The following is a 23,540-nucleotide window of genomic DNA, read 5'->3' on the forward strand; positions in this document are numbered from 1 at the left end:
AGGAGCAAGGTACCTGGGTACGCCCGTAAATATAGGCGTTGAAACCGACCTGCGAAGCGTTCTGGTCTAATCGCTCATTCCCTACGTTACAAACCCTATCTTTGCCTTTTCATTTTTTACGGGTATGACCATTAAAACCAAAAAGTACGCCTTAGACCAAAAGACATACATCAGCCTGGCGTTCCGTCGCTGGATTCGCGACAACTGGCTGTGGAGCGGAATACCGCTGGCCCTCATCCTCATCAATGCCATCCTGAACCTGACGGGCATCTACCCGAATTTCTGGATTTACATCGTCGTAATTCTACTTACTGTCTTGTACGTACTGTTTTGGGCGGTTCAGTTCACGGGCGTCTCGCAGTCGGAACAGTTTAAGCCGATGTTCGACAAATACATGTATGAAATCGACAGCCGCCACATTCTGATGAAGGTGAACGCCAAAGAAGGCGGCATGATCAAGTGGGACATGATCAAGGCGGCGGTGAAAGACAAGGAAGCCTACGTGCTGCAACTCGGCACGGGCGGCGACCCCGCCGCGCTCGGGCAGCTCAACCCGCTGATGAAGTACGTGGCCAACCAGATGGGGAAGGCGCAGTTTCTGTATCTGCCGTTTTCGATCTTCAACAGCGAGAGCGATCAGCGGTTTGTGGAGATGCTCCTGAAACGCAAAGGCCTGCTGCCTGAGGAGACCAAATAAAAAAAAAGGTACGCGAACAGGGGTACGTTCAACGTTCAAAGTCCAAGGCTCAACGTAGTATGACGAGTAAAGTCACGTTGAGTCTTGGACTTTGAACGTTGAACGTACCCCTGTTGCCCAATGACCCAACCTACCCAACCGCTCTGGACGCCCGATGGTCGGTTTCAGAACCAATCGCGGTTGAAACACTTCATCGACTACCTCTTTGTTAAGCAAGGCCTCTACCTCCGCCACTACGACGACCTCTGGAACTGGTCGGTGACCAACATCGACGACTTCTGGGAAACCATCGTTGAGTATTTCGACGTGCAGTTTCACACGCCCTACCGCGAGGTGATCGACCGGCCCCGGCAGGGGATGATCGGCACGCAGTGGTTCACCGGCGCCACGGTCAGCTACGCCGAGCATATTTTTCGCAACGCCAACAACCAGCATCCGGCGCTGCTCTATGCCTCTGAACAACACCGCCTGCGCGGCCTGTCGTGGGCCGAACTGACCCAGCAGGTGGCCGCCCTGGCCGAGTGGCTGCGGCGGCAGGGCGTGGGTGTGGGCGACCGCGTGGTGGCGCTGCTCCCCAACGTACCTGAGGCCGTCGTGGGCTTTCTGGCAACCCAGTCACTCGGGGCGGTCTGGGCGAGTTGCTCGCCGGATTTTGGGACGGCCAGCGTGCTCGACCGCTTCCGGCAGATCGAACCTGCCGTGCTGTTGATGGCCGATGGCTACACCTACAACGGCAAACCCATCGATAAAACGCCCGAACTGGACCTGATGCAGCAGGGGCTGCCTACGCTCAAACGCATCGCCTGGGTGCCGTTTCTAAACCCCAACGCCCCGGCACCCGCTGGCACAACGGCCTGGTCTGATGTGCTGGCAACCCCCCATACCGAGCTGACCTTCACGCCGGTGCCGTTCGATGCGCCCATGTGGGTGCTGTTCTCGTCGGGCACCACGGGCAAGCCCAAAGCCATCACGCACAGCGTGGGCGGTTGCCTGCTCGAACACCTCAAAACGCTGGCCCTGCATCAGGACGTGCACACGGGCGAGCGGTACTTCTGGTATTCGACCACCGGCTGGATGATGTGGAATTTCTCGCTGGCATCGCTGCTGCTGGGCGCCACGCTGGTGATCTACGAAGGCTCACCCGGCTACCCCGACCTCAACCGGCTCTGGCAACTGGCCGAGCAGGCGCAGATTACGCACTTTGGCGGGGGCGCGGCCTTTTACCTCGCCTGCATGCGGGCGGGCCTCAAACCTGGCAACGTGCAAAACGGACGGGCTGTCGGCCTGCGTTCGTTGCGGAGCATCGGCTCCACCGGCTCACCCCTGCCGCCCGAAGGCTTCCGCTGGATTTACGAGGCCGTCCGCCCCGACGTCTGGCTCATCTCGTTCAGTGGGGGCACCGACGTATGCAGCGGCTTCGTGGGTGGCAACCCCCTGCTACCGGTGGTGGCGGGCGAAATCCAGTGCCGGCTGCTGGGGTGCAAAGTCGAGGCGTTCGACGAGCAGGGCGAACCCGTGCGCGAAGCCCTCGGTGAAATGATGATTCTCGAACCGATGCCCTCCATGCCCATTTACTTCTGGAACGATCGGGGCAATGAGCGCTATCAGGCCAGCTATTTCGAGCAGAACCCCGACATCTGGCGGCACGGCGACTTCATCAAAATCACCGATCGGGGCAGTGTGATTATCTACGGCCGCTCCGACGCCACCCTTAACCGCGATGGCGTGCGCATCGGCACCGCCGAAATTTACAGTGCTGTCGAAAACCTGCCCGAAATCGCCGATAGCCTAGTGGTCGGCATCGAACGGGAAGGCGGCAGTTACCAGATGCCCCTGTTTGTGGTGCTGCGCGACGGCTACACCCTCACCGACGAACTGCGGCAGCGGATTCGGCAGGCGCTACGTACCCAGTACAGCCCCCGGCACGTACCTGACAGCATTTATCAGATCGCCGAAATTCCGTACACCATCAGCGGCAAGAAGATGGAAACGCCCGTGAAGAAAATTCTGATGGGCCAGCAGGCCGACCGCGTCGCCAGCCCCGATACCATGCGGAACCCCGGTGCCTTGAGGGCGTTCGAAGGGCAAACGTATCAGGTTTCGTAAGTACAGTTGACCCAAAAAAAGTGGCGCACTCCGTCACTTTTTTCGTCGCTGGAAACCGAAAAAAGAAGGGATGATGCGCAACGAAAGCCCCCGATTTAGTCACCTTAGTTCATCAGGCACGATACCCGGTTAAACCGACCGGCCCGATGGCGCCCAACTACCCCCCATACTCTCCACTAATTGCCAGGCTTTTCGCTTGATATAGAAAACAATATTCATCCATTTTGGTGTTACGCAGGTAAGACAGCAATCTGATTACCTCAACGATGAGAAACGAAGACCAATCTATTAACGGCGGACCGGAACATACCCCGGAGAAAAAGCCTATACAAAACGACCGGACCATCGTTCGGCTGCCTATGCTGCTTGGCCTGACGCTGGCCGGCGGCGTGCTGATTGGGGCCTCGTTTTTTGGCGGAACCAAAAACCTGAACAACATCGGCAAGGGGTATTCCAAATATAAAGAAATTCTGCAACTGATTGAAAATAACTACGTTGACTCGGTCAATACCGACGATCTGGTTGATTTTTCGATCAGCAAAATGCTCGAAAAACTCGATCCTCACACGGCCTACCTGAACCCTACTGATGCCGTTGCGGCCCGGTCGCAACTGGAGGGTGGTTTCGATGGCATCGGCGTCGAGTTCAACATCTATAAAGACACCGTTTACGTGGTGACGCCGCTGGCGGGTGGCCCGTCCGAAACGGCGGGTATCCAGAGTGGTGATAAGATTCTGCAAGTCGACGAAACGAAGCTCACCGGTAAAGCCATCGACAACACGGCGGTGTTCAAAGCCATGCGGGGCAAACGCGGCACCGAAGTGCGGCTGACGATCCTGTCGAAAGGGCAACAGCCCCGCGTCGTTACGCTGACCCGCGACCGCATTCCAACCTATGCCGTCGATGCCGCCTACATGGTCGATACCCAGACGGGTTACCTGAAGGTCAACCGCTTCTCTGATTCGGCCTATGAAGAGTTCAAGACTGCCCTGGCCAACCTCAAGCAGCAGGGGATGAAGCAACTGGTGCTCGACCTGCGCAACAACCCCGGCGGCTACCTGGACCGCGCCACCAACATGGCCGACGAGTTTATCGAAGGCAACAAACTGCTGGTGTACACTGACGGGAAGGAAGACCGCTACGACCGGAAATACTTCGCCAAGCTGCCTGGCCAATTTGAAGACGGCGCGCTCATCGTGCTCATCGACGAGGGTAGCGCGTCGGCCTCCGAGATTGTGGCGGGTGCGTTGCAGGATCACGACCGGGGCTATATCGTGGGGCGGCGGTCGTTTGGGAAAGGGCTGGTGCAGATGCCCGTGCAGCTTTCCGACGGCTCGGAACTCCGGCTGACGATCTCGCGCTACTACACGCCCACGGGCCGCAGCATCCAGAAACCCTACGTACCTGGGCAGGAGGGCGACTACGAAAAGGAACTCGACCTGCGCTCGAAACGGGGTGAGTATTACATCGCCGACAGTATCAAAAACGACCCTAAAAAGGTATTTAAAACCGACAAGGGCCGCACGGTTTATGGCGGCGGTGGTATCACGCCTGACTACTTCGTGCCCCGCGATTCGAGCTGGCAGACGGCCTACCTGGGCCAACTGTACGCCAAAAACATCATCCGCGAGTACGCGCTGACCTACGCTAATGCCAACCGCAAGCAGTTGGAAAAACTGCCCTTTGCCGAGTTCGACAAAGCCGTTAACCTGACCGACACCCAGTTGCAGCAACTAACGGCCGACGCGACAGCCGAGGGGGTGAAATTCAACGCGGCGGAGTTTAACCGGTCGAAAGAGTACATCCGTACGCAGGTGAAAGCCCTGATTGCCCGCTACGTGTATCAGCGCAACAACAAGGGCGGGCAGAACAACGAGTTCTACCGCATCGCCAACCAAAGCGACAACACCTACGTAAAAGCGCTGACCCTCTTCGACCGGGCTCGCCAACTGGAATTCGGCTCAAACGGCGTGTCGAAGAAGTAATAAATAGTGTATCGTGTAGAATGACTAATGGGCTGGCGCAGAAAGAAGACGCGCCAGCCCATTAGTCATTCTACACGATACACTATTTATTATTTCGGCTTTTTCTCGGCGGAATGAATATCCCGGAAGTGGTCCATGATGCGACCCCAGAATCGTTTGCCGGGGCGATCTTTCTTGGCGGTTGTCGTTGTGGCAGTGACCCCCGTTGTTGAGACGGGCTTCGTTGAGCTGGGTTTCGAATCGGCCGGTTTGGCCTTCGTCGACGTGGTGGTCCGTGAGCTGGTCGATGACGATACGCTCCGGTCAACGGTCTGACTGGCAGCGGCCTGGGTAGGTGTCGCTGTAAGCGTTACCACGAAGAGGCTGGCCGTGGTTGCCGTAGAAATCCAGAAAATTCTCATAGAAGGATACAAGGTCACAAGGTAGTTCGTCAGGCATTCCTGCGAATAGTTGAGCAATATATAACTATTACACGACGGTTTTGCATCTAAATTGTGGAAAAAACGAACTATTATTTTGTCTACTAACTTAATAGCCTTCCTGTGCCCGAATCGGAGCAGGCGGGTATATCCGTTAGGCCCTGTGAATCTGTTATCTTTGCCCCATTCGTTTACAACATCATGTTCGAGAACCTACAGAGTAAATTAGATAAAGCCTTTAAAACCCTGAAAGGGCAGGGGCGTATTACCGAAATCAACGTGGCCGCTACGGTGAAAGAAGTGCGCCGCGCCCTTACCGACGCCGACGTTAACTATAAAGTAGCTAAAGACGTGACGGATCGGGTGAAGGAAAAAGCCCTCGACCGGAAGGTATTGATTGCCGTAGAGCCGGGGCAACTGTTCGTGAAGATCGTGCAGGAAGAACTGACCGATCTGATGGGCGGTGAGGCCCAGCCGATCAACCTCAAGGGCGACCCGGCGGTGGTGCTGATCGCCGGTTTGCAGGGGTCGGGGAAGACTACGTTTTCGGGCAAGTTGGCCAGTTACATCAAAAAGCAGGGCCGGAATGTGCTGCTCGTTGCCTGCGACATCTACCGCCCGGCGGCCATCGATCAGTTGAAGGTGCTGGGTGAGCAGGTGGGTGTTGAGGTCTACAGCGAACCGGACAACAAGAACGCCGTTCAGATCGCACAGAACGCCATCAGCCACGCCAAAAAGACGAACAAAAAAATCGTGATCGTCGATACGGCCGGTCGGTTGGCCGTCGATGAGGCGATGATGCAGGAAATCGAGCAGGTCAAGAAAGCCATCAACCCCTCGGAAACGCTGTTTGTGGTCGACTCGATGACGGGGCAGGATGCCGTCAATACGGCCAAAACATTCAACGACCGCCTCGACTTCGACGGTGTGGTGCTGACCAAGCTCGACGGCGATGCCCGCGGTGGGGCGGCGCTCTCGATTCGGGCGGTGGTGAGCAAGCCAATCAAGTTTATGAGCACGGGCGAGAAAATGGAAGCCCTCGACGTGTTCTACCCTGATCGGATGGCCAGCCGGATTCTGGGTATGGGCGACGTGATCTCGCTGGTTGAACGGGCGCAACAGGCGTTCGACGACGATGAAGCGCGCCGCATCAACGCCAAGATGCGGAAGAACCAGTTCGACTTCAACGACTTCCTGAGCCAGTTGCAGCAGATCAAGAAGATGGGGAACATCAAAGATCTGCTCGGCATGATCCCCGGCATGGGCAAGATGGTGAAAGACCTCGATCTGGACAACGCCTCGTTTGCGCCCATCGAAGCCATCATCAGCTCAATGACGCCCAAAGAGCGCGAACGCCCCGACATGATCGACAAGAGCCGTAAGCGCCGTATCGCGCTGGGTTCAGGTACGTCGGAGCAGCAGGTGACGAATCTGCTGAAGCAGTTCGATGAGATGCGCAAGATGATGAAGAAAATGAACCAGATGCAGGCGTCGGGCAAGCTGGCCAAAATGATGAAATAACGCGAACAGAGACTGTGAGCCAAACAGAGGCGCTGCCAGCTCGACAGAATCGGGCATTCGCAATGCCCCTGTTCGGCTCACAGTCTTTGTGCCTAACTCTTCTTCCATGAAACACCTTTTCTTTTTGGCCATGCTTGTCCTGCCGATGACGGCTTTTTCGCAGGCTTCCGTGGCGTACTATCCGTTCAACAGCTTCGGTTTATTTACGGTGAGTACCAACCCAAACAACCCCGTTTGGCTCGATGCCCGCCTGCAAACCAACTCGATCTTCGAGCAACTCAGCACTACGTTTTGTCCAATGGTCAACGTGAAGCGCACCGAGCGGGTCAATTACTACGTAGGTCCGGGCATTCGGATCAACGCGTTGAACGCCGTCAATGGGGATAAGGTCCTGGAAAATTACTCGCTGCACGTGGGGGTACGGGCTGCCCCGGTCGAAAGCCTGCCCAATCTGCGGGTCGCGTTCGAAATCTCTCCGTCAGCCGCGGCCAATTTCAAGTCGGGTGTTTTTTATACGTACCTGGGTTTTGCCTGGCAGTTCAACAAGAAAGAGTGAAACCATACTAACCTATAAGGACCAGGCGTCCCCGTCTCAAACCGTATAGGGTTATCGGTAACTACCATCTTTTAATTTATTTTTAGCCCGCTCGATGCCACGTTGAGCGGGCTTTTTGCGTTCTATTAACACCTCTATACAACAAACACTTATGCTCTGTAAAACGCGTTCGGTTCGCGCTTTGGCTATCGTGGCAACGGCCACTACGGCTCTCCTAAGTTCCTGCAAAAAAGACCCCGTCGAGGTTAACCCAACCGGTACGACCAGCACCGCCAGCACCAGTTACATCAACAACTGGATTCTGGCCAACATGCGGGATGCCTATTACTGGAACGACAAGATTCCGGCTAACCCTAATCTGGCGCTGGCCCCTGCCGACTTTTTCAAGTCGCTGCTCAATACGTATAATGCAACGACAAATCCGCAGGGAGACCGGTTTTCCTGGATCCAGGAAAGCGCCGCTGAACTGACGGCCTCGCTGAACGGCGAGACTAAAACCACAGGCATGGATTTTACGCTCATCCTGACCGCGCAGGGGTCGACCGATGTAGTGGGCGTGGTGACCTACGTACTGCCCGGCTCGCCCGCTGATCTGGCGGGAATCAAACGCAATGACCTGTTCTATTCCGTCAACGGGATTGCGCTGACGACCGATCAGGCCACGCTGAACAAAGCCTTTGCCGACGAGAGTGTGCCGCAGACGTATGGCTTTGCCGCCATACAGAACGGCGCCGTCGTGCGTACGACCACTACTAAAACCGTAACGCCCGTTGTGTTTCAGGAGAATCCGATTCTAAAAGATTCGGTCTACACTGTTGGTACTCGTAAGATCGGTTACTTGCTATATAACCAGTTTGTGCCTGGCCCTAATGGCTCAACGGCGGCTGCTTATGATAATCAGTTCAAAGCCATCTTCGGCAAGTTCAAGACGCAGGGGGTGAACGAGTTGATTCTCGATTTGCGCTACAATGGGGGTGGGTACGTTAGCTCATCCATCGAATTGGCCAGTTTGATTGCCAAGGGTATCAGCGGGCAATCGAAGGCCTTATACTACCGACAGGAAATGAACCCGACGCTTATGGCCCAACTCCAGAAAGACGCAGGCGGGCTGGAATCGCTCAATAAGTACTTTACCCCTCAGGCCAATAATATTGGTAATCAGCTAAACCGGGTTTACATCATTACGACGCATCGGACAGCATCGGCCAGCGAATTGGTTATCAACGGCCTACGGCCATACATGACGGTCAATACCATCGGGTCCACGTCTTACGGTAAGAATGTGGGCTCGATCACGATCAGTGACAAAACGAATACCCAGAACAAGTGGGGATTGCAGCCCATCGTGTTCCGGTCGTTCAACAAGAACAACGAATCGGATTACTGGACGGGCTTTACGCCGACGGTGGCGGTCAACGAGCCATACGGTGCACTGGTACCGCTGGGCGACCTTCGTGATCCCCTGCTGGCTACGGCGATCAACCACATGAACGGCCTCACAACGGGTGGTCGGCAGGCCGCTACCCCTGACCTGACGGTTGGGTCGTCGGATGATTTCAAGCCTGGTGCTAACAACATGTTTATCACTGACCCGATCCGGTAATCAGCGAATAACCAGTCGCCTCGTAAGGCGGTGTGTTGCATTGCTGACGGTGAGCAGATAAACGCCCGATGGCAGGGGATGTTGCGGTAGCAGCGTCGTCTCGCCATCGGGCGTTTGCTGTTGTTGGCAGGGAATAAATTGCCCTGAGAGGTTGGTCAGTAGGTACGTTGGGTTATCGAGCCCCTGGGTACGTACCTGAATAAGGCCGTCGGTGACTGGATTAGTAAGGAGCGTAAGCGTAGGTTGATTTGGCTCGTACCGAACCTCGATCGGTCGGCTCCACATCGCGGCGTTACCCGGACCGGTCTGGCGCAGACGGTAATAGTTCAGGCCGGGCAGCGGATGGGCATCGATAAATGAGTAGGTACGTTGCTCGCTGGGTACGTCGGTGACAGGCAACGTACCCAGCTCGACAAAAGCCCCCGATTCGGTGCGGCGCTCGACGGTCAGTGCATCGAGACCGAGCGGGTTTGGCGTTTGCCAGGTCAACAGAATCTGGTCATGGTGGGCCTCGCCCCGAAATTGAGTAAGCGTCAATGGTAAAGCCCCGCTGATGTCACGAATCAGGAAATTATCGAACTGAAAAATAGCGGCATAAATGTCGTCGTCGATGCGCAGTTTAAAATCGGTCATCGTCTGCGTGGGCGTGAGCACGGGTTGGTCGCTGAACACGCGGGTGCCCCCAACCCATAGATCATACTGGTCGTTGAGCAGTTGTTTGGTGCCACCGCCCGGTTGCAGGTACGTGACTGTATAGCCAGTGTTATTGAGCACAAACGTCAGTTGCTGCTTTCCCGTGAATGTCGCCGAATTGGTACCGCCACCCCCACTGGGGATGTTTCGTACGGCAAAGGCTTGCCCGGCCCCAGTGAAGCTGATGCCGAATCGAGCATACGTCTCGGCATTGGATGGGTTCCCTACGCCGTTGCTGAACGCCGTTCCCACATAGAACACCAGCGCGCTATTGCCAGCGACGGTGGTTGTTGATACCACTTCGAAATCGAACTGGATATAGAGCGATGTGGGAGTAGGCGAAAAGTCGGTCGTGCGCGAGAAATGGCCGGTCGTGCCGTTGACTAGCCGATCAAATTGAAGCGCTCCGTTTACGATTGAAACTGCTCCGTTCGGGCCATTAATGCCGTTAAACTGGTTGGCGTTTGGCGTGCTGCTCACGTAGTTGGTGGGTGTGCCGCCTGCGTTAAAATCTTGTTGAAACAGGACCGACTGACCGAACGTTTCATTGGCCAACGAGGCCACGAAGGCACAAAAAAGCAGTAGTTTCATGGTGGAACGGTAGAATTACGTGTCACCAAACTACTGCTTTTTAGCTAGTTGTCAATTGCTTAGTATGTAAACGTACCGAATTCGCTGGTTACTGTGACTTGTTTGGTAGAGGCCGCTTCGACGTGGCCAATTACCTGAGCATCGATACCAAATGAACGGGCGATGTCGATAACCGTCTGCGCGTGTTCAGGGGCAAGGTACACTTCCAGTCGGTGGCCCATATTGAAGACCTTGTACATCTCCTGCCAGGGCGTTTGGCTCTCCTGCTGAATCAACCGGAACAGCGGCGGAGCCGGGAAGAGGTTGTCTTTTATCACGTGCAGGTTGTCGATAAAGTGCAGCACCTTGGTTTGGGCGCCACCTGAGCAGTGCACCATGCCGTGAATTTGACCGCGCAGTTGGTCGATCAGCGTTTTTACCACGGGTGCGTAGGTCCGGGTTGGCGACAGAATCAGCTTCCCGGCCGGTACGTGCTGCCCGTTCCCGACGTCCACTAAATCCGTTAGTTGCTTACTGCCGCTATAGATCAGTGACTGGTCGACGGCCGGGTCGAAGCTTTCGGGATATCGGTCGGCGAGGTTATGTGCCAGCACGTCGTGGCGGGCCGAGGTCAGGCCGTTGCTGCCCATACCCCCGTTGTACTCGGTTTCGTAGGTCGCCTGCCCAAAAGAGGCCAGCCCCACAATCACGTCGCCGGGCCGTATCTGATCGTTGCTGATGACATCGGCGCGGGGCATGCGGGCAATAACCGTGCTGTCGACGATAATGGTGCGGACCAGATCGCCTACGTCGGCTGTCTCGCCGCCAGTGCTGTAGATGTCGATGCCGTGGTCGCGCAGCAATTGCAGCACTTCTTCGGTGCCGTTGATGATGGCGGCGATTACCTCGCCCGGAATAAGGTTTTTGTTGCGCCCGATGGTGCTTGAGAGCAGCATGGGACCCAGCGCGCCCACGCACAGCAGGTCGTCGGTATTCATCACGACGGCGTCCTGCGCAATGCCTTTCCAGACGCTCAGGTCACCGGTTTCGCGCCAGTAGAGGTAAGCCAGCGACGATTTAGTGCCGGCCCCGTCGGCATGCATGATGGTGCAGTAGGCGGGGTCGTTGGCCAGTATATCGGGGACGATTTTGCAGAACGCTTTCGGAAAGAGCCCTTTGTCGAGGCGGGCAATGGCGTTGTGGACGTCTTCTTTGTCGGCAGAAACGCCCCGTTGCGCATAACGGTCGGTCATGCCCGCAAAGATAGGGCGCGGGGCTACAAGCAGGCAACCAAAGTGGGGAATAAGCCAAAAGCCCATTCGATCATAACGACGAATGGGCTTTCAGGGCTGTGTATGAATGGATGGTGGTGATATAGTACAGAAAGCTAGTCGACTTTGGCGGCTTTCTTCGTGACTTCCTTGGCGTTGGCTTTCATGGTTTTGGCCACCGCCTTGCGTTCCTTCTTTACGGCTTTGTCCTCCTTACGTTCGGCATCTTTCATCCGCGTTTTAGGGTCTGACACACCAGCGATTTCGAGGCCTTTACCCGTACGGGCTTCCATGCGCTTCTCTTTCGCTTTGGCCATTTTCTTTTCGGCCTTCATCTCTTTTTTCGCCGCTTTTCCTTCCTGGATGGCCTGCGAAAAGCCCACCTGCGAAAGCATCAGCATGAACCCAGCGGCTGCGATCATTCCTTTTTTCATGGTAGTTGGTTGTTTGTTAATAAGTAGTTATTAACCAGCGAAATTGGTTTGCTTAACTGAACCGAATGGCGGTTATAAGGTTCAATGTATTCATAATGAGCATATTAAAATCTATAAAATTTATAGGATTAGTAATATAAGTATAACAGGCTGTTTGCCAGGGAGCTGAGGAAAAATCGTGGCTAGTTCCCTTTTTAATGCGACTTATTCAATGGTCCACTATTTGGTGGAGGGGCGCCTATCGACAAAGGGGATGGGCATGATACCGGCCAGCCGGGCTTCGGCGATGGGCGTGGCCGAATAATCACCTGTACCCGACTCGATGGCAATCCGGTTATCCGCAAAAAGCCGGTTGCCGGTCTGGATGGCGACCACAAACTGGTCAACGGCCGTCTGATCGGCGGCGGTGAGGCTGGGTACGTAGGATAGCAAGAGTTGAGTCAGGTCGGTAGGGGCGGCGGCAATCGAACCGGCCGGGGCGTTGAGCAGGGTTGTCTCCAGGTAGGCCTGCTCGCTGCTTTCGTCGTCCAGATCAAAGCCGACAAACATATGCCCCGGTATGGTTACCAGAATGGGTTCAATACCAACTTTACGCAGCACCGACGCGAGCAAAACCGAGCCATCCGTGCAGTTGGCCTGCGTGTGGGAGAGGCTTTCATCGACGAGCCGCACGTGTTGGCTCGCCACCTGATCCGGATCGGCCACGGTGGTGGTGCTGTTGCTGTAGCGAAGGCCACGATCCTGCAACACCCGCCAGATCGCCAGCACCTGTCGGTATACGTCGGCGGGGCCGCTTTGGTAGCCTACGAAAGCATCGACATAGTTTTTCTGAAGCGCTTCCTGCAAAATCCGGTCGAGTTGCGGGTGGTCTTCGTTCACGTAGGCGGCAAACAGGAAGGCATACGAGGTGTACTGCCCAGCATCGTCGCGCACCCCAAACGGGCAGACGTTGACTGACTGCACCCGCAGGGTTTCGGTGCGCGGCGGCTGCGCCTTGCCGTCGATGGTCACAGCGTACGTGATAAATACCGTCTGCACCTGCCGAATGCTGGCCAGCCGCGCCTGATTGAACGGAATGGTCGGGGTGATAATGTAGTCTTCCCGGGCGCGCGGCACGGTCACGTCGATGGTTGCCGAGTCGAACAGGGCCGGGCCGCCGGTACAGGTGAGCGTCAGCTGCACGCGGGCATTACGGCGCGGCACCTGTACGGAAATGCCTAACAGGCCGTTCAGATCGCCCAGATCGTGCGAATGATCTTCGGTGGGGTCATTGACGAAGTAAGTCATGGCCAGCGCCATCGACGGGTACAGGTCGGGCAGGGCGCTGTAGGGCGCCCATACCTGCGCCATCGCCCTTACTGATAGGGCAACAACACAAACGATTAAAAGGCAGTGGCGAAGCATGGACATAAACCGTTCGTCGAGAAAGTTAACACCGAACCTGCTAACGACGGTTACCCGCTGCTTCGCCAACTACTGAACTGCCGGTGCGCGTTATTCGTATACGATACCCGCTGCCCGGCGCACATCGTCGAGCAGGGTCATCAGGTTACGGCTGTCGGCATGGCTCCACAGCGGGCTTTCGGTGAGGCCTTCGTTGAGGCAGTCCATCACGTGCTGCGCTTCGTAATTGTAGCCATGCGTCTGCCGATCGAAGGTGATCGTCTGCAGTTCCTGGTCGGGTTTTTCGAGCGTAACCGCCGTCGACTCGTGGAATCGGCTATGGATGCGGATGGTGCCTTCGGTGCCGTAGATCAGCGCCGTGTTTTCGGTCGCAGCCAGCAATGTGCTGTTCAGGATGGCCATGGCGCCGTTGGGGTACGTCAGCACCATGCCGCATTGTTCGTCGGCGCCAGTAGGGGCGAGGGTGGCCGCCGCCTGCACGGTGGCGGGAACGCCGTTGATAAGGTAGCTGATAAACAGCGGATAAATGCCAATGTCGAGCAGGGAGCCCCCGCCGAGCGCTTTGTTGAACAACCGGTTGCCGGGATCATAATCGGCTTTGAAGCCGAAATCGGCCCGGATGGTGAGCACCTGCCCGATAGCCCCGTCGTCGAGCCACGTTTTGGCCTGCCGAACCGTGGGCATAAACCGGCTCCAGAGTGCCTCCATCAGAAACGTCTGCCGCGCTTCGGCCACATCGAGCATCTGGTTGACCTCGCCGATGTCCATCCCGAACGGTTTTTCGCAGAGCACCGCCAGCCCGCCGTTCAGGCACAGCAATGTGTTGGCGCGGTGGTAGACGTGCCGGGTGGCAATGTATACCACGTCGATCTGATCGGCCAGCTCAAGCAACCCTTCATACGTACCCAGCGCCTTGGGCAGCGATCCGTCGGGATGCGGGTAGCTGGCGGCAAAGTCGTTGGCCCGGGTTTGGTCGGTCGAGGCGACCGCAACGAGCTTGGCGTTGGGGAGGATGAGTAGGTCCTGGGCAAATTTGTGGGCAATTCGGCCACAGCCAAGAATGGCCCAGCGGGTAGGAGGTGTCGTATTCACTGGAGGTTTTGCTTTTCGCAAAGAACGGAAGGGTTTTTTAACGCAGAGCCACGGAGGGAGGGATTTTAGCGTCCCGATGGATGGAACCGCCGGTCGTTTGGTTGTTGTTGCCTTCGCTATTTATAAATGATGCCGAAATTTGGGCATGAAACGCTTTCTTTTCGCGGTTCTGCTGCTGGGTACGTTACCGGCACTGAGCCAAACTACAGAACAAACAGACCCGTTACGTCCCTCGGTGCCCGACAGCGCGCAGGTTGCTGCCGACAGCACCAAACGTGCCATCGACTCCACGGCAAGGGGACCAGCGGCAACGCGCGCCCGCCGATTCGACTTCAAGCCGGAATTACGCTACCGCCTCACCGTCGACGGCACCTTCACGACGGGCAACGTCAATCGCTCATTATTGCAGATGGCGGGGGCTTTTGATGTGAGTGTGAGTAAGCTGGCCAAGCTGTCGACCAACCCCTCGTTTGTTTACGGACGCCAGAACAGCCTGCTCAACGAACGCGAATACTTCGCCGACACCCGGCTGACGATGTTTTACGAAGAGCGACTCTATTACCTGGGCTTCGGCTCGTATGAACGGAGCAATCTGCGGCAGATTCTGAACCGCTACACGGCCGCCGCGGGGATTGGCTACAAACTGCTGAATCAAAAACGGGCCTACATCTCGCTCACCAATGTGGTGCTGCGCGAATTTACCGACTACGCCGAACTGGCCGATATCAATACCTGGCGGAACTCGGCCCGGCTGTTTGGTGAATATACATTTGGCAAAGACCGCTGGAGCATCGCGCATACGGTTTTCTACCAACCCGCTATCTTTCAGCCCGAAGGTGCCGCCCGCAACGTGCGCTGGAATGGCAGCGCCAGTGTGCAGTACAAGTTCAGCGCCAACCTCAGCTTTCGGGCTACCTTCGCCAATTCGTACGAGAGCATCGTGGTGCCGGGCCGCGTCAACAACGATACCCGCCTCACGCTAGGCATGACCTACGAACGCAAGTAGCGTCTGGGCGCGACCGCAGCGGACCGTGCTGGTGCGGTGATCCGTTGCGTCTCATCGATAATTCTTAAATACCTCATACCCTTGCATGATTAGACCAGACAACCCATCCAGGCAGGCCAAACCAGGCTGGCGCGGCCGGGCGGCACGGTGGTGCGGTCTGGTGGGGTTGCTGTTGGTATCGTTCGTGGCGCCGGCGCAGGATTTTGTCTGGACGCCCAATCTACAGCAAGCCTTTTCGGAACTGACCAAAGGCCGGCTCCAACCGGCCCGGCAGTTGCTGGCCGCTGAGCCCGATCGCCCCAACGGAATCCACATTTTTCTGGACGATTACGCGGATATGGTGACCCTGCTCGCCTCCGATGACGACCGGCTGTTTGCCCAACTGGCCCCCCGCGAAGCTACCCGCCTCGACCAACTTGATGCCCTCGACGACGGCTCGCCCTACCAGCGGATGTTACTGGCCGAAGTGCGGCTGCACTGGGCGTTTGTGAAACTGAAATTTGGCAAAGAGGTGGCGGCGAGCTGGCAGGTGATCAAGGCGTATAAACTGCTGGCCGAGAATCAGCGGCGTTTTCCCGGTTTTCTGCCGACCTACAAATCGTTGGGTGTGCTGCGGGTGATGATCGGTTCGGTGCCCGACAGCTATGCCTGGGTGGCGCGGTTGCTGGGGCTGCGGGGTGATATACAACAGGGGATCGCCGACCTGCAACGCGCGCAGCAAGACCCCACGTTTCGCACCGAAGCCCGCCTGGCCGAACTGCTGATTCGGGCCTATGTGCTGCGTTTTACGGCCGCCGACGAGGCTGCCCTGCGCCGCTTTGTGGAGGAAGGTCCTGACAACCTGCTGGTTCGTTTCTTCGCGGCTACTACCGCCATGAAAAATGCCCAGTCGGAGCAGGCGCTGGCCTGGCTCACCACGCGCCCTGCCGGCACGGCCTACGTGGCATTGCCGGTGATCGACAACCTGCTGGGCGATATTTACCTGCAAAAAGGCCACTACCCAACCGCGCTGACTCACTACCAGCATTTTCTGACGACTTACCGGGGCCAGAATTTCGTCAAAGACACGCACTATAAGCGGTTTCTGTGTCATTGGCTGGCGGGCGACGAGGCATTGGCCCGTACTGAGCTTCCTCGAGTGCTGGCGGCTGGCCGAACCACCGTAGAGGCCGACAAAGCCGCTCAGAAAATGGCCGAAACGTACCTGAAGACGTACCCAAACGCCCGGCAGCGCGTGCTGATGCAGGCTCGGCTGGCGTCGGATGGCGGCTTTCTGGAACAAGCCCTTGCTCAACTGAAACCGTATACGGAAGCCAGTTTCCAGACCGTGGCCGAACGCGCCGAATACCAGTATCGGCTGGGGCGCATCGTCCAGAAGCAGAATAACCTGCCCGCCGCCATCGCTGCTTTCGAGCGGGCCATTGCGCTTAGCCAGCCCGATCAGCTATCGTTTGGGGCCACGGCGGCGTTGCAACTTGGTTACGTCTACCAGCAACTCCGCAACGTACCCAAAGCCCGGCAGGCGTTCGAGCTAGCCCTGAGCTACAAACGCCACGAGTACAAAAACAGTGTCGACAACAAAGCCCGCGCCGCGCTGAGCAGTTTGTAGTTTTTGAGTTTCGAGTTTGGGAGTTTTCAGTTGGCTATCACTCAACACCTACGTATGCGCCAGCCAACTTTAAAACTGAAAACTCGAAACGCTATTAATACCCCTCGCGGCTTTTTTCGACGATCTCGCGGGCTTCTTCCAGATCATCACCTTCGGGTTCAGGGATATCGTCGGCCCGTTTGGGGTCGGGGTTATACGTCAGGCCAAGCAGAATGGGGAAATGGTCGGAGCCGCAGGCGGGCAGGCGGCGAAGAGTGCGCAGCCGGAAATGATGCGAGACAAAGACGTGGTCGAGGGGCCAGCGCAAAAAGAAATACTCGGCGTGAAACGTGCTGTATAGCCCGCGACCCACGCGCGGATCGAGCAGACCGCTGATGCGCTGGAACAGGCGGGTGGTGTGCGACCAGGCCACGTCGTTCAGATCGCCTGCTACCAGTACGGGGCCGGTCTGTTTGCGCGCCTCCCGACCAACCAGCACCAGTTCGGCGTCGCGCTCGGTCGACCGGTAATGTTCAGTTGGGCTGGGTGGCTGCGGGTGAACACCGTAAAAGTGCAGAATATGCCCCGAGCGCAGTTCCAGATCCACCCGGATCGACGGAATGTCATCTTCGACCAAAAACCGCAGTTCATGGTCTTTAAACGGCAGTTTGGAATAGAACAGCATGCCGTAGGTGTTTTCCAGCGGGCACAAAATGCGGTAGGGGTAATCGGCCTCCAGCGGCTCCAGCTGACGCTTCCAGGTCTCGTTGGTTTCCAGGAGCATAATCAGATCGGGTTTATGCTCGCGGGCCAGCGCCAGTACTTTTGGGCATTGCGTGTTGGTCATCAGCACGTTGGCCGTCATCAGCAGCAATGAGTTTGGGTCATCCTTCACAGGCTGACTCCCTTTGGGGTAGCGCTGCCGGATCACCTGCCGCCGGTGAAAGGGCGTATACGGCCAGAACAACCACGCCTGATAGAGCATTGCCGCCGTCACGCCTGCCGGTGCCAGCCAATGCGGCCAACGGTAGTCATGCACGAAAAAGAGCCAGCCGCTCAGCCCAATGGCTGCCAGGGCGGCGAGCTGCGTGTGTGGGAAATCCCAGATACGTACCCACCAATAGTCGATACGAAGCAGGTGAATGAAGGAGATGGTGGTGATGAGCAGGCAGTAGAGTAGCCAGCCCCATTCCGTGGTTGTCATAGTGGATGTAACTCACTTATTGGTCGGAAGGTTGAAAAGTAACAAAAGGTGATCAATGGGTTGCAAACCGAACGGCCAATACCGCCGAAGCCCGCTAAAAGTGCCGTTTAGGCGAACGGAGGGCTATTTCGCTTTTTCGTATGCTGATTTCAGCGTTCTATGCTGTTATTTCGCGTATAATGAAAGTAGGAATTATCATGGGAAGCCTCTCTGACCAACCGGTTATGCAGGAGGCCGCCGACGCGCTCACCGAACTGGGCGTCGAGTGGGAAATGGATGTTGTATCGGCGCACCGCACGCCCGAAAAAATGGTCGAGTACGCCAAAACCGCCCGCAGCCGGGGGCTTTGTGCCGTGGTAGCTGGCGCGGGCGGCGCGGCGCACCTGCCCGGTATGGTAGCCTCGCTGACGAGCCTGCCCGTCATTGGCGTCCCCGTCAAATCGAGCAACTCCATCGACGGCTGGGATTCGGTCCTGTCGATTCTGCAAATGCCGGCGGGCGTTCCCGTGGCGACGGTTGCCCTTAACGGCGCCAAAAATGCCGGTATCCTGGCCGCCCAGATTGCCGCCACCGCCGACCCCGCGCTGGCCGCCCGGCTCGACGCCTACAAAGAAGGGTTGAAAGAGAAGGTGGTGGTGATGAGCCAAGAGCTGAAGAAACGCTCGCAGTAAGCCTCCCCAAAAAATGGCCCGGTTCATGCATAAGCATGCGCAAACCCCGTATTTATTGAACCCCACTTGAGCGTTACTACCTAATGGAGGATTCTACGAAAAACCCCCGCCCAACGGCCAATACGTCGCTGCCCCTTATTACGCTGCTGGTGCTGGTGGGCCTCATTGGTGCGTTGTTGTACATTGGCTACGACAGCCTGGCCGACGATACCGGCAATGCCAAAGAACTGACCAACGTGCCGCTGGATACGACCGACCTGGCGTTAACGGGCCAAACCGATAACCCCGAAGACCTGCTACCCGATACCAGCAACACCCCCGCCCCCGTGGATCTGTCGCAGGCCCCGGCGCCCGTAGATAGCAGCGTGGCCGACCGCTCGGCGGGCAACGTACCTGATAACGACGAAGGCGATGCCGTCGACGAAGCTAAGCCCGAAAAGAAACCCGAGGCCCCGGCCAAGCCCAAAGGACCCACGTCGAACTACACGGTGGGTGATGGCGAAACGTTTTACGGCGTAGCCAACCGAATGAACATGAAAGTGGCCACGCTGAAAGCCCTGAATCCGGGCGTGTCGGAAAACGATATCAAATCGGGCGTCACGAAACTGAAGGTACGGGTAAAGGCCATCCACACGGTCGGGCCGGGCGACGTACTGCGCGTGGTTGCCGAGAAGTACGGTGTCAGCAAGGAAGCGATCATGAAGGCCAACCGCAAAACGAAGGACTTTGCCGCCCGGGGCGAAAAGCTCATCATCCCCCTACCCGAAAAAGAGTAGGCAACTCACCCCCCTTCGGTCAAACCGGCAGCCCCGTCATTGTCCATCGTACATTATACACTGTACATTAGAACGGGTAACCGATGCCGAAGTTGAGCACCACCGGATTCGGCCCCGAAGCGAGGTTCCCGAATGAAAACTTGGGCAGGATGAACCGCTCATCGACCAGCCTCCCATCGGAAGCTACGTAGCGGCGGGCCGGATCATACACTTTGACGGCCGCATCGAGGCGGAGAATAACGAAGCTGAAGTCGAACCGGATACCCACGCCCGTGCCTACGGCGAGCTGTTCCAGGAACGTACCTGGCTGGAAAACACCCCGGTCCAGGTTGGTGCTGGCCGTACTGCTGCTTTGACGGCGCAATAGCCAGACATTACCGACGTCGACAAAGGCGGCGCCGTCGAGGTTGAGGGCGCTGCCAAACTTGATTAGCCGCCCCCGTAACTCGGCCGACCCTTCGAGCAGTACATCGCCCGGTCGCTCAAACCGGTAATCAAAGGCACCGCCTTCCTCTTCGCGGAAGAGAGGAGTATCCTGCGTACCCGATTGCGGGTAGGCCGCTCCCCAGCCCAACCGCCGGGGCAACCACGCCCGCACGCTGTTGGCACCGCCCGCGAAAAAGCGTTTTTCATAGGGAGCCGTTCGGTCGGGGCCGTAGCCGACTACAAGACCTCCGTTAGCCCGAAACGCCAGCACCGAGTTGACGCCAACCGGGAGGTAGTGCCGGTAGTCGATGTTGGTGCGCAGGTATTTGAAATACCGCAGACCTGTCTGATCGGCAAGCCTTTCGATGGCTCTATTACTTATCAGGTTGAGCGTTGTTCCACCTGACTCGCCCGTGACTCGTAAAAAGTTGGCCCGTCTATTCTGGCCCACAACGTTGGTATTGTAGGTATACCCCGCGTTGATGCTGGAAAAGAAGGCGCTCTGAAAGCTGGTGCGAATGGGGTTACCTTGGGCATCCTGTTGTTTCAGGAATTCTTCGAACGTCGAAGCGATCCGACTGGCACGGAGGTAATTGATGTCGGCAGGGCTGAGCGTGAACTGTTGGGCCTGATTTTTTTGCCACAGGTACGTCATGGCCAGCCGCAGGTTCTGGCGGGAGTACTCAGGTCGACTGATACTGGTATAGCCCAGCGATACCTGGGTACGTGGGTTGAGTTCATTGAACCGAAACCGGAGCCGCCCCGGAAACAGAATTTGTGGGAAGGTGAGCGAATTTGTTAGGCCGAACTCGCGGGAGCTGTATACACTATCGATCTGAATGAAACCCGTCTGCGCCTCGATCCCGAACCGAACCGACGTTTCAAACGTCTCCAGCCCACCAAACAGGTTGCGCACCCGTAGCGACAGGTTGCCAAACCCGCCGGGGTACAGGCTTTGAGTCTGGTACAGGCCCGTAGCGCCGCCTTCCACCGTGGCGTCGTATTTGTCGAGTGGTGTGGCTGTAATCACCGTGCGCAGTCGCCGGTTGGTCGTGTCGGTGAAGTTGACGTTGGAAAACCGGAACTGGTTGAGCAGGAAGAGTTGCCGCTGTGTAGCGTTATAGGCGTTCTGCCGGTACAGGTCGCCGGGCCGCAGCGAAATTTTGGTATCGAGCAGCCGGGGGCGATACAGCCCCCGCTCCAGCAGGTAGGTAATCCTGTTGTAGGCTATCGTATCAAGGGGCTGCTTCGTGTCGCGCGCTACGGTCATCTGCACGTCGCCGATGCGATAGATCGGGTGGGCCGTCTGCCCCGGCGGGTTAGCTAGTTGCACCGTCAGGTCGACGGGCTGAGAGCCCACGAACGCCGAGTCGATAAAGGCCGAATCGCGGGCCACTTCGTAGCGGATATACTGGCGACTGAACCCGTAGTAGCCATTGTTGCGCAGGAGTTCTTCGATCCGAATTCGCTCGTTCTCGAGGTTATCGGCGTCGTAGCGAGCCCCCACCTTCAGCAAGGAGTTGGCCAGCGAATACCCAACCAGTGAGTCGATGCGGCGGTCGGGTATCTGGTAGCGGACTGTGGCGTAGGTGTACGGGAGGTCTTCCGTAATCAGGTAGTTGACCCGCACCCGCCGGTCAAGGAGCGTATCGACGCTGAAGCCCGTTTTGGCCCGAAAAAAACCTTTACTCTGCAAATACCGCTGCATTTTGAGCGTGTTGCTCTGCGCATCGGCGGCGGCGTAATAGACGGGCGGCTCGCCAAAGTTCCGCATGACCCAGTTGCCGCCTTCGATGTAACGTTGCAGGTGGCGGGCCTGTCGGCTGAAGCGACGGTTCAGTTTACGAAGTGCCTTGGGGTTGTTAATCAGGTTCTGGCTTTCCTGCTCAAACCGGGCCGTGCGCACTTCCAGCTCGCGCCGGGCCGAGTCGGGGCGGTAGTTGCCCGAGAAGGCCTGATAGATCCACAGGCTGATGGTAAACGGACTTTGCAAAAAGCGCTTGTTGGGCCGTTGTGGAATTAGTTCGAGCAGTTCGTCATCTTCGATAAGCTCGTTGCCTTTGACCGTCTGCGTATAGAGCAGGTACTGGTTGTCGGGCAGTCGGCGCGACGACAGACAGCTCGTCAGTAGCGTACAGTGTACAATGAAGCAAGCCCAATGGATGAATCGCCGGCGTAAATGGTGAACTTTGCCCCACCGACGGGTAACCCGCTGAACCCACGGGTCCGTCGTACATCGTACATCGTACATTCGTTCGTCAATTATGCTCTCCAAATCACTCGCCCAGTTGGTTCGTTCCCTGCATCAGAAAAAATACCGTCAACAGGAGCAGTTGTTTCTAGTCGAAAACGGGAAGAGTGTGCAGGAAGTACTGGCCTCTGATTTTCGGGTCGACCTGCTGCTTTGTACCGAGGCTTTCTACAAAGAAAACGCCGGGGGGGCAGACCGCCAACGTTGCCGCGTCGAAATGGTGACCGCCGACGAACTGACCCGCGTGGGAACGCTCGAAAGCAATAACGCCGCCATTGCCGTTGTGCGTATGCGTCCCAACGTACCCAGCCCAACTCCGCTATCCCGTTCGGCCAACTGGACGCTCGTGCTCGACGACGTGCGCGACCCCGGCAATCTGGGCACCATCCTGCGCATCGCCGATTGGTACGGGATCGACACGATTTTGTGCTCCGAAACGACCGCCGATGTCTATAACCCCAAGGTAATCTCGGCCAGCAAAGGCTCATTCACGCGCATCCAATGGTGGTACGGCGACGTGGTTACGGTGCTGAAGCCCACCAAGCTGCCCATCCTGGGTGCGTTTCTGGATGGGGATGACGTGCACACGCTCCCGGCTAGTCAGCTACCGGCTGGGTATGTAGTGATGGGCAATGAAGCCAACGGCATCGGCCCGGCGCTCGAACCCCTCGTAACCCAGCGCATTACCATTCCGCGCTACGGCGCTGCCGAGTCGCTCAACGTCGGCATTGCCACGGCCGTGATTCTGGATAACCTACGCCGGATTCAACCACCCCCCGGCTTTCTTCTTGCTAAGGAGGGGGTGTAGCCACCCGTAGAAATCGATTAGTGCAAGCTATGATTGCATGCCTATTACTCCCCCTCCTTGCCAAGGAGGGGGCCGGGGGGTGGTTGAAAATGCGCCAGAATCGTAGCCCGTACAGCGAGCCAGTTGTGCAGGATGGCCTCATTAGAGAAGCGCAATACACGAATGCCCAGGGTTTCGATGGCAGCCTGCCGCTCAAGGTCGTAGTCCCGAACGGCAGGGTGTGAATGGATGCCGCCGTCTAGTTCGATGGCGAGGCGTTCGGATGGGCAGTAGAAATCAAGAATGAAGTGCCCAACGCTATGTTGTCGTCGGAATTTCCGGCCCGCGAGCTGACTGCCTTTGCTATACTGCCAAAAACGCTGCTCGGCTTTCGTAGCCCCGTTGCGCAATGCCTGGCGGGCTTCTTTCAGGTAGGCGACGTTGTTTAATTCCGTCATGGGTGAGCGGAGCGGACGGGTT

20 protein-coding genes are annotated in these 23,540 nt (G+C 57.1%); 11 read left to right on the forward strand and 9 right to left on the reverse strand.

Annotated elements, in window-relative coordinates; genetic code table 11:
* The first annotated feature begins 124 nt into the window (after positions 1 to 124).
* From FAES_RS12575 to FAES_RS12585, 3 genes are all read left to right on the forward strand, one after another.
* Positions 125 to 697, forward strand: a complete 573-nt coding sequence (locus tag FAES_RS12575; RefSeq protein WP_015331594.1) for a YcxB family protein — start codon at positions 125 to 127, stop codon at positions 695 to 697.
* Between the two features lie 120 nt (positions 698 to 817).
* Positions 818 to 2,803, forward strand: a complete 1,986-nt coding sequence (locus FAES_RS12580; protein ID WP_015331595.1) for an acetoacetate--CoA ligase — start codon at positions 818 to 820, stop codon at positions 2,801 to 2,803.
* 266 nt (positions 2,804 to 3,069) lie between these two features.
* Positions 3,070 to 4,788, forward strand: a complete 1,719-nt coding sequence (locus FAES_RS12585) for a S41 family peptidase (RefSeq protein WP_015331596.1) — start codon at positions 3,070 to 3,072, stop codon at positions 4,786 to 4,788.
* A gap of 89 nt (positions 4,789 to 4,877) precedes the next feature.
* On the opposite strand, the gene FAES_RS12590 is transcribed toward FAES_RS12585, so the two are convergent.
* Positions 4,878 to 5,189, reverse strand: coding sequence for a hypothetical protein (locus FAES_RS12590; protein WP_148289353.1), 312 nt, complete (start codon positions 5,187 to 5,189; stop codon positions 4,878 to 4,880).
* Between the two features lie 219 nt (positions 5,190 to 5,408).
* Between FAES_RS12590 and ffh the strand changes: the two genes are divergently transcribed.
* The 3 genes from ffh to FAES_RS12605 all read left to right on the forward strand — a co-directional run bounded on the left by ffh (position 5,409) and on the right by FAES_RS12605 (position 8,887).
* The gene (gene ffh / locus FAES_RS12595) at positions 5,409 to 6,728 is read left to right on the forward strand and encodes a signal recognition particle protein (protein ID WP_015331598.1); all 1,320 of its coding nucleotides are present in this window, start codon (positions 5,409 to 5,411) and stop codon (positions 6,726 to 6,728) included.
* 106 nt (positions 6,729 to 6,834) lie between these two features.
* Positions 6,835 to 7,284 (forward strand): hypothetical protein, encoded by a 450-nt coding sequence (locus tag FAES_RS12600; protein WP_051054119.1) that lies wholly within the window; start codon positions 6,835 to 6,837, stop codon positions 7,282 to 7,284.
* A gap of 151 nt (positions 7,285 to 7,435) precedes the next feature.
* On the forward strand, positions 7,436 to 8,887 hold the full coding sequence (locus FAES_RS12605; protein WP_015331600.1) for a S41 family peptidase: 1,452 nt from the start codon (positions 7,436 to 7,438) through the stop codon (positions 8,885 to 8,887).
* Here FAES_RS12605 and FAES_RS12610 read toward each other — a convergent pair whose 3' ends face one another.
* The 5 genes from FAES_RS12610 to FAES_RS12630 form a co-directional block, all read right to left on the reverse strand.
* Positions 8,888 to 10,171: a T9SS type A sorting domain-containing protein gene (locus FAES_RS12610; protein WP_015331601.1), complete on the reverse strand. Its 1,284-nt coding sequence runs from the start codon at positions 10,169 to 10,171 to the stop codon at positions 8,888 to 8,890.
* Positions 10,172 to 10,230: 59 nt separating this feature from the next.
* Positions 10,231 to 11,403, reverse strand: a complete 1,173-nt coding sequence (locus tag FAES_RS12615) for an AIR synthase-related protein (protein ID WP_041258895.1) — start codon at positions 11,401 to 11,403, stop codon at positions 10,231 to 10,233.
* A 134-nt stretch (positions 11,404 to 11,537) separates the two neighbouring features.
* Complete coding sequence (locus FAES_RS12620; RefSeq protein WP_041257826.1) at positions 11,538 to 11,855, reverse strand: hypothetical protein; 318 nt, start codon at positions 11,853 to 11,855, stop codon at positions 11,538 to 11,540.
* A 219-nt stretch (positions 11,856 to 12,074) separates the two neighbouring features.
* The gene (locus tag FAES_RS12625; protein ID WP_051054121.1) at positions 12,075 to 13,205 is read right to left on the reverse strand and encodes a hypothetical protein; all 1,131 of its coding nucleotides are present in this window, start codon (positions 13,203 to 13,205) and stop codon (positions 12,075 to 12,077) included.
* Between the two features lie 144 nt (positions 13,206 to 13,349).
* The gene (locus FAES_RS12630) at positions 13,350 to 14,351 is read right to left on the reverse strand and encodes a Gfo/Idh/MocA family protein (protein ID WP_041257827.1); all 1,002 of its coding nucleotides are present in this window, start codon (positions 14,349 to 14,351) and stop codon (positions 13,350 to 13,352) included.
* 145 nt (positions 14,352 to 14,496) lie between these two features.
* Here FAES_RS12630 and FAES_RS12635 point away from each other — a divergent pair, with 145 nt between their 5' ends.
* Both FAES_RS12635 and FAES_RS12640 read left to right on the forward strand, forming a co-directional pair.
* Positions 14,497 to 15,357: a DUF481 domain-containing protein gene (locus FAES_RS12635; protein WP_015331606.1), complete on the forward strand. Its 861-nt coding sequence runs from the start codon at positions 14,497 to 14,499 to the stop codon at positions 15,355 to 15,357.
* Between the two features lie 85 nt (positions 15,358 to 15,442).
* Positions 15,443 to 16,966, forward strand: a complete 1,524-nt coding sequence (locus FAES_RS12640; protein ID WP_015331607.1) for a tetratricopeptide repeat protein — start codon at positions 15,443 to 15,445, stop codon at positions 16,964 to 16,966.
* 94 nt (positions 16,967 to 17,060) lie between these two features.
* Here the strand turns inward: FAES_RS12640 and FAES_RS12645 are convergent, their stop codons facing one another.
* Positions 17,061 to 18,149, reverse strand: coding sequence for an endonuclease/exonuclease/phosphatase family protein (locus tag FAES_RS12645; RefSeq protein WP_015331608.1), 1,089 nt, complete (start codon positions 18,147 to 18,149; stop codon positions 17,061 to 17,063).
* A 179-nt stretch (positions 18,150 to 18,328) separates the two neighbouring features.
* Here FAES_RS12645 and purE point away from each other — a divergent pair, with 179 nt between their 5' ends.
* Both purE and FAES_RS12655 read left to right on the forward strand, forming a co-directional pair.
* Entirely contained in the window at positions 18,329 to 18,820 is a 492-nt protein-coding gene (gene purE, locus FAES_RS12650; RefSeq protein WP_041257828.1) for a 5-(carboxyamino)imidazole ribonucleotide mutase, read from the forward strand.
* 83 nt (positions 18,821 to 18,903) lie between these two features.
* Positions 18,904 to 19,596, forward strand: a complete 693-nt coding sequence (locus FAES_RS12655; protein ID WP_015331610.1) for a LysM peptidoglycan-binding domain-containing protein — start codon at positions 18,904 to 18,906, stop codon at positions 19,594 to 19,596.
* Between the two features lie 67 nt (positions 19,597 to 19,663).
* Here FAES_RS12655 and tamL read toward each other — a convergent pair whose 3' ends face one another.
* Positions 19,664 to 22,273: a translocation and assembly module lipoprotein TamL gene (tamL, locus tag FAES_RS12660; RefSeq protein WP_015331611.1), complete on the reverse strand. Its 2,610-nt coding sequence runs from the start codon at positions 22,271 to 22,273 to the stop codon at positions 19,664 to 19,666.
* A 13-nt stretch (positions 22,274 to 22,286) separates the two neighbouring features.
* Here tamL and FAES_RS12665 point away from each other — a divergent pair, with 13 nt between their 5' ends.
* A complete protein-coding gene (locus FAES_RS12665; protein ID WP_015331612.1) occupies positions 22,287 to 23,081 on the forward strand; it encodes a TrmH family RNA methyltransferase in 795 nt (264 codons plus the stop codon).
* 44 nt (positions 23,082 to 23,125) lie between these two features.
* On the opposite strand, the gene FAES_RS12670 is transcribed toward FAES_RS12665, so the two are convergent.
* Positions 23,126 to 23,518, reverse strand: coding sequence for an endonuclease domain-containing protein (locus FAES_RS12670; protein WP_015331613.1), 393 nt, complete (start codon positions 23,516 to 23,518; stop codon positions 23,126 to 23,128).
* Positions 23,519 to 23,540: the final 22 nt, after the last annotated feature.

The sequence above is a fragment of the Fibrella aestuarina BUZ 2 genome (genome assembly GCF_000331105.1).
GTDB classification, from domain to species: domain Bacteria; phylum Bacteroidota; class Bacteroidia; order Cytophagales; family Spirosomataceae; genus Fibrella; species Fibrella aestuarina.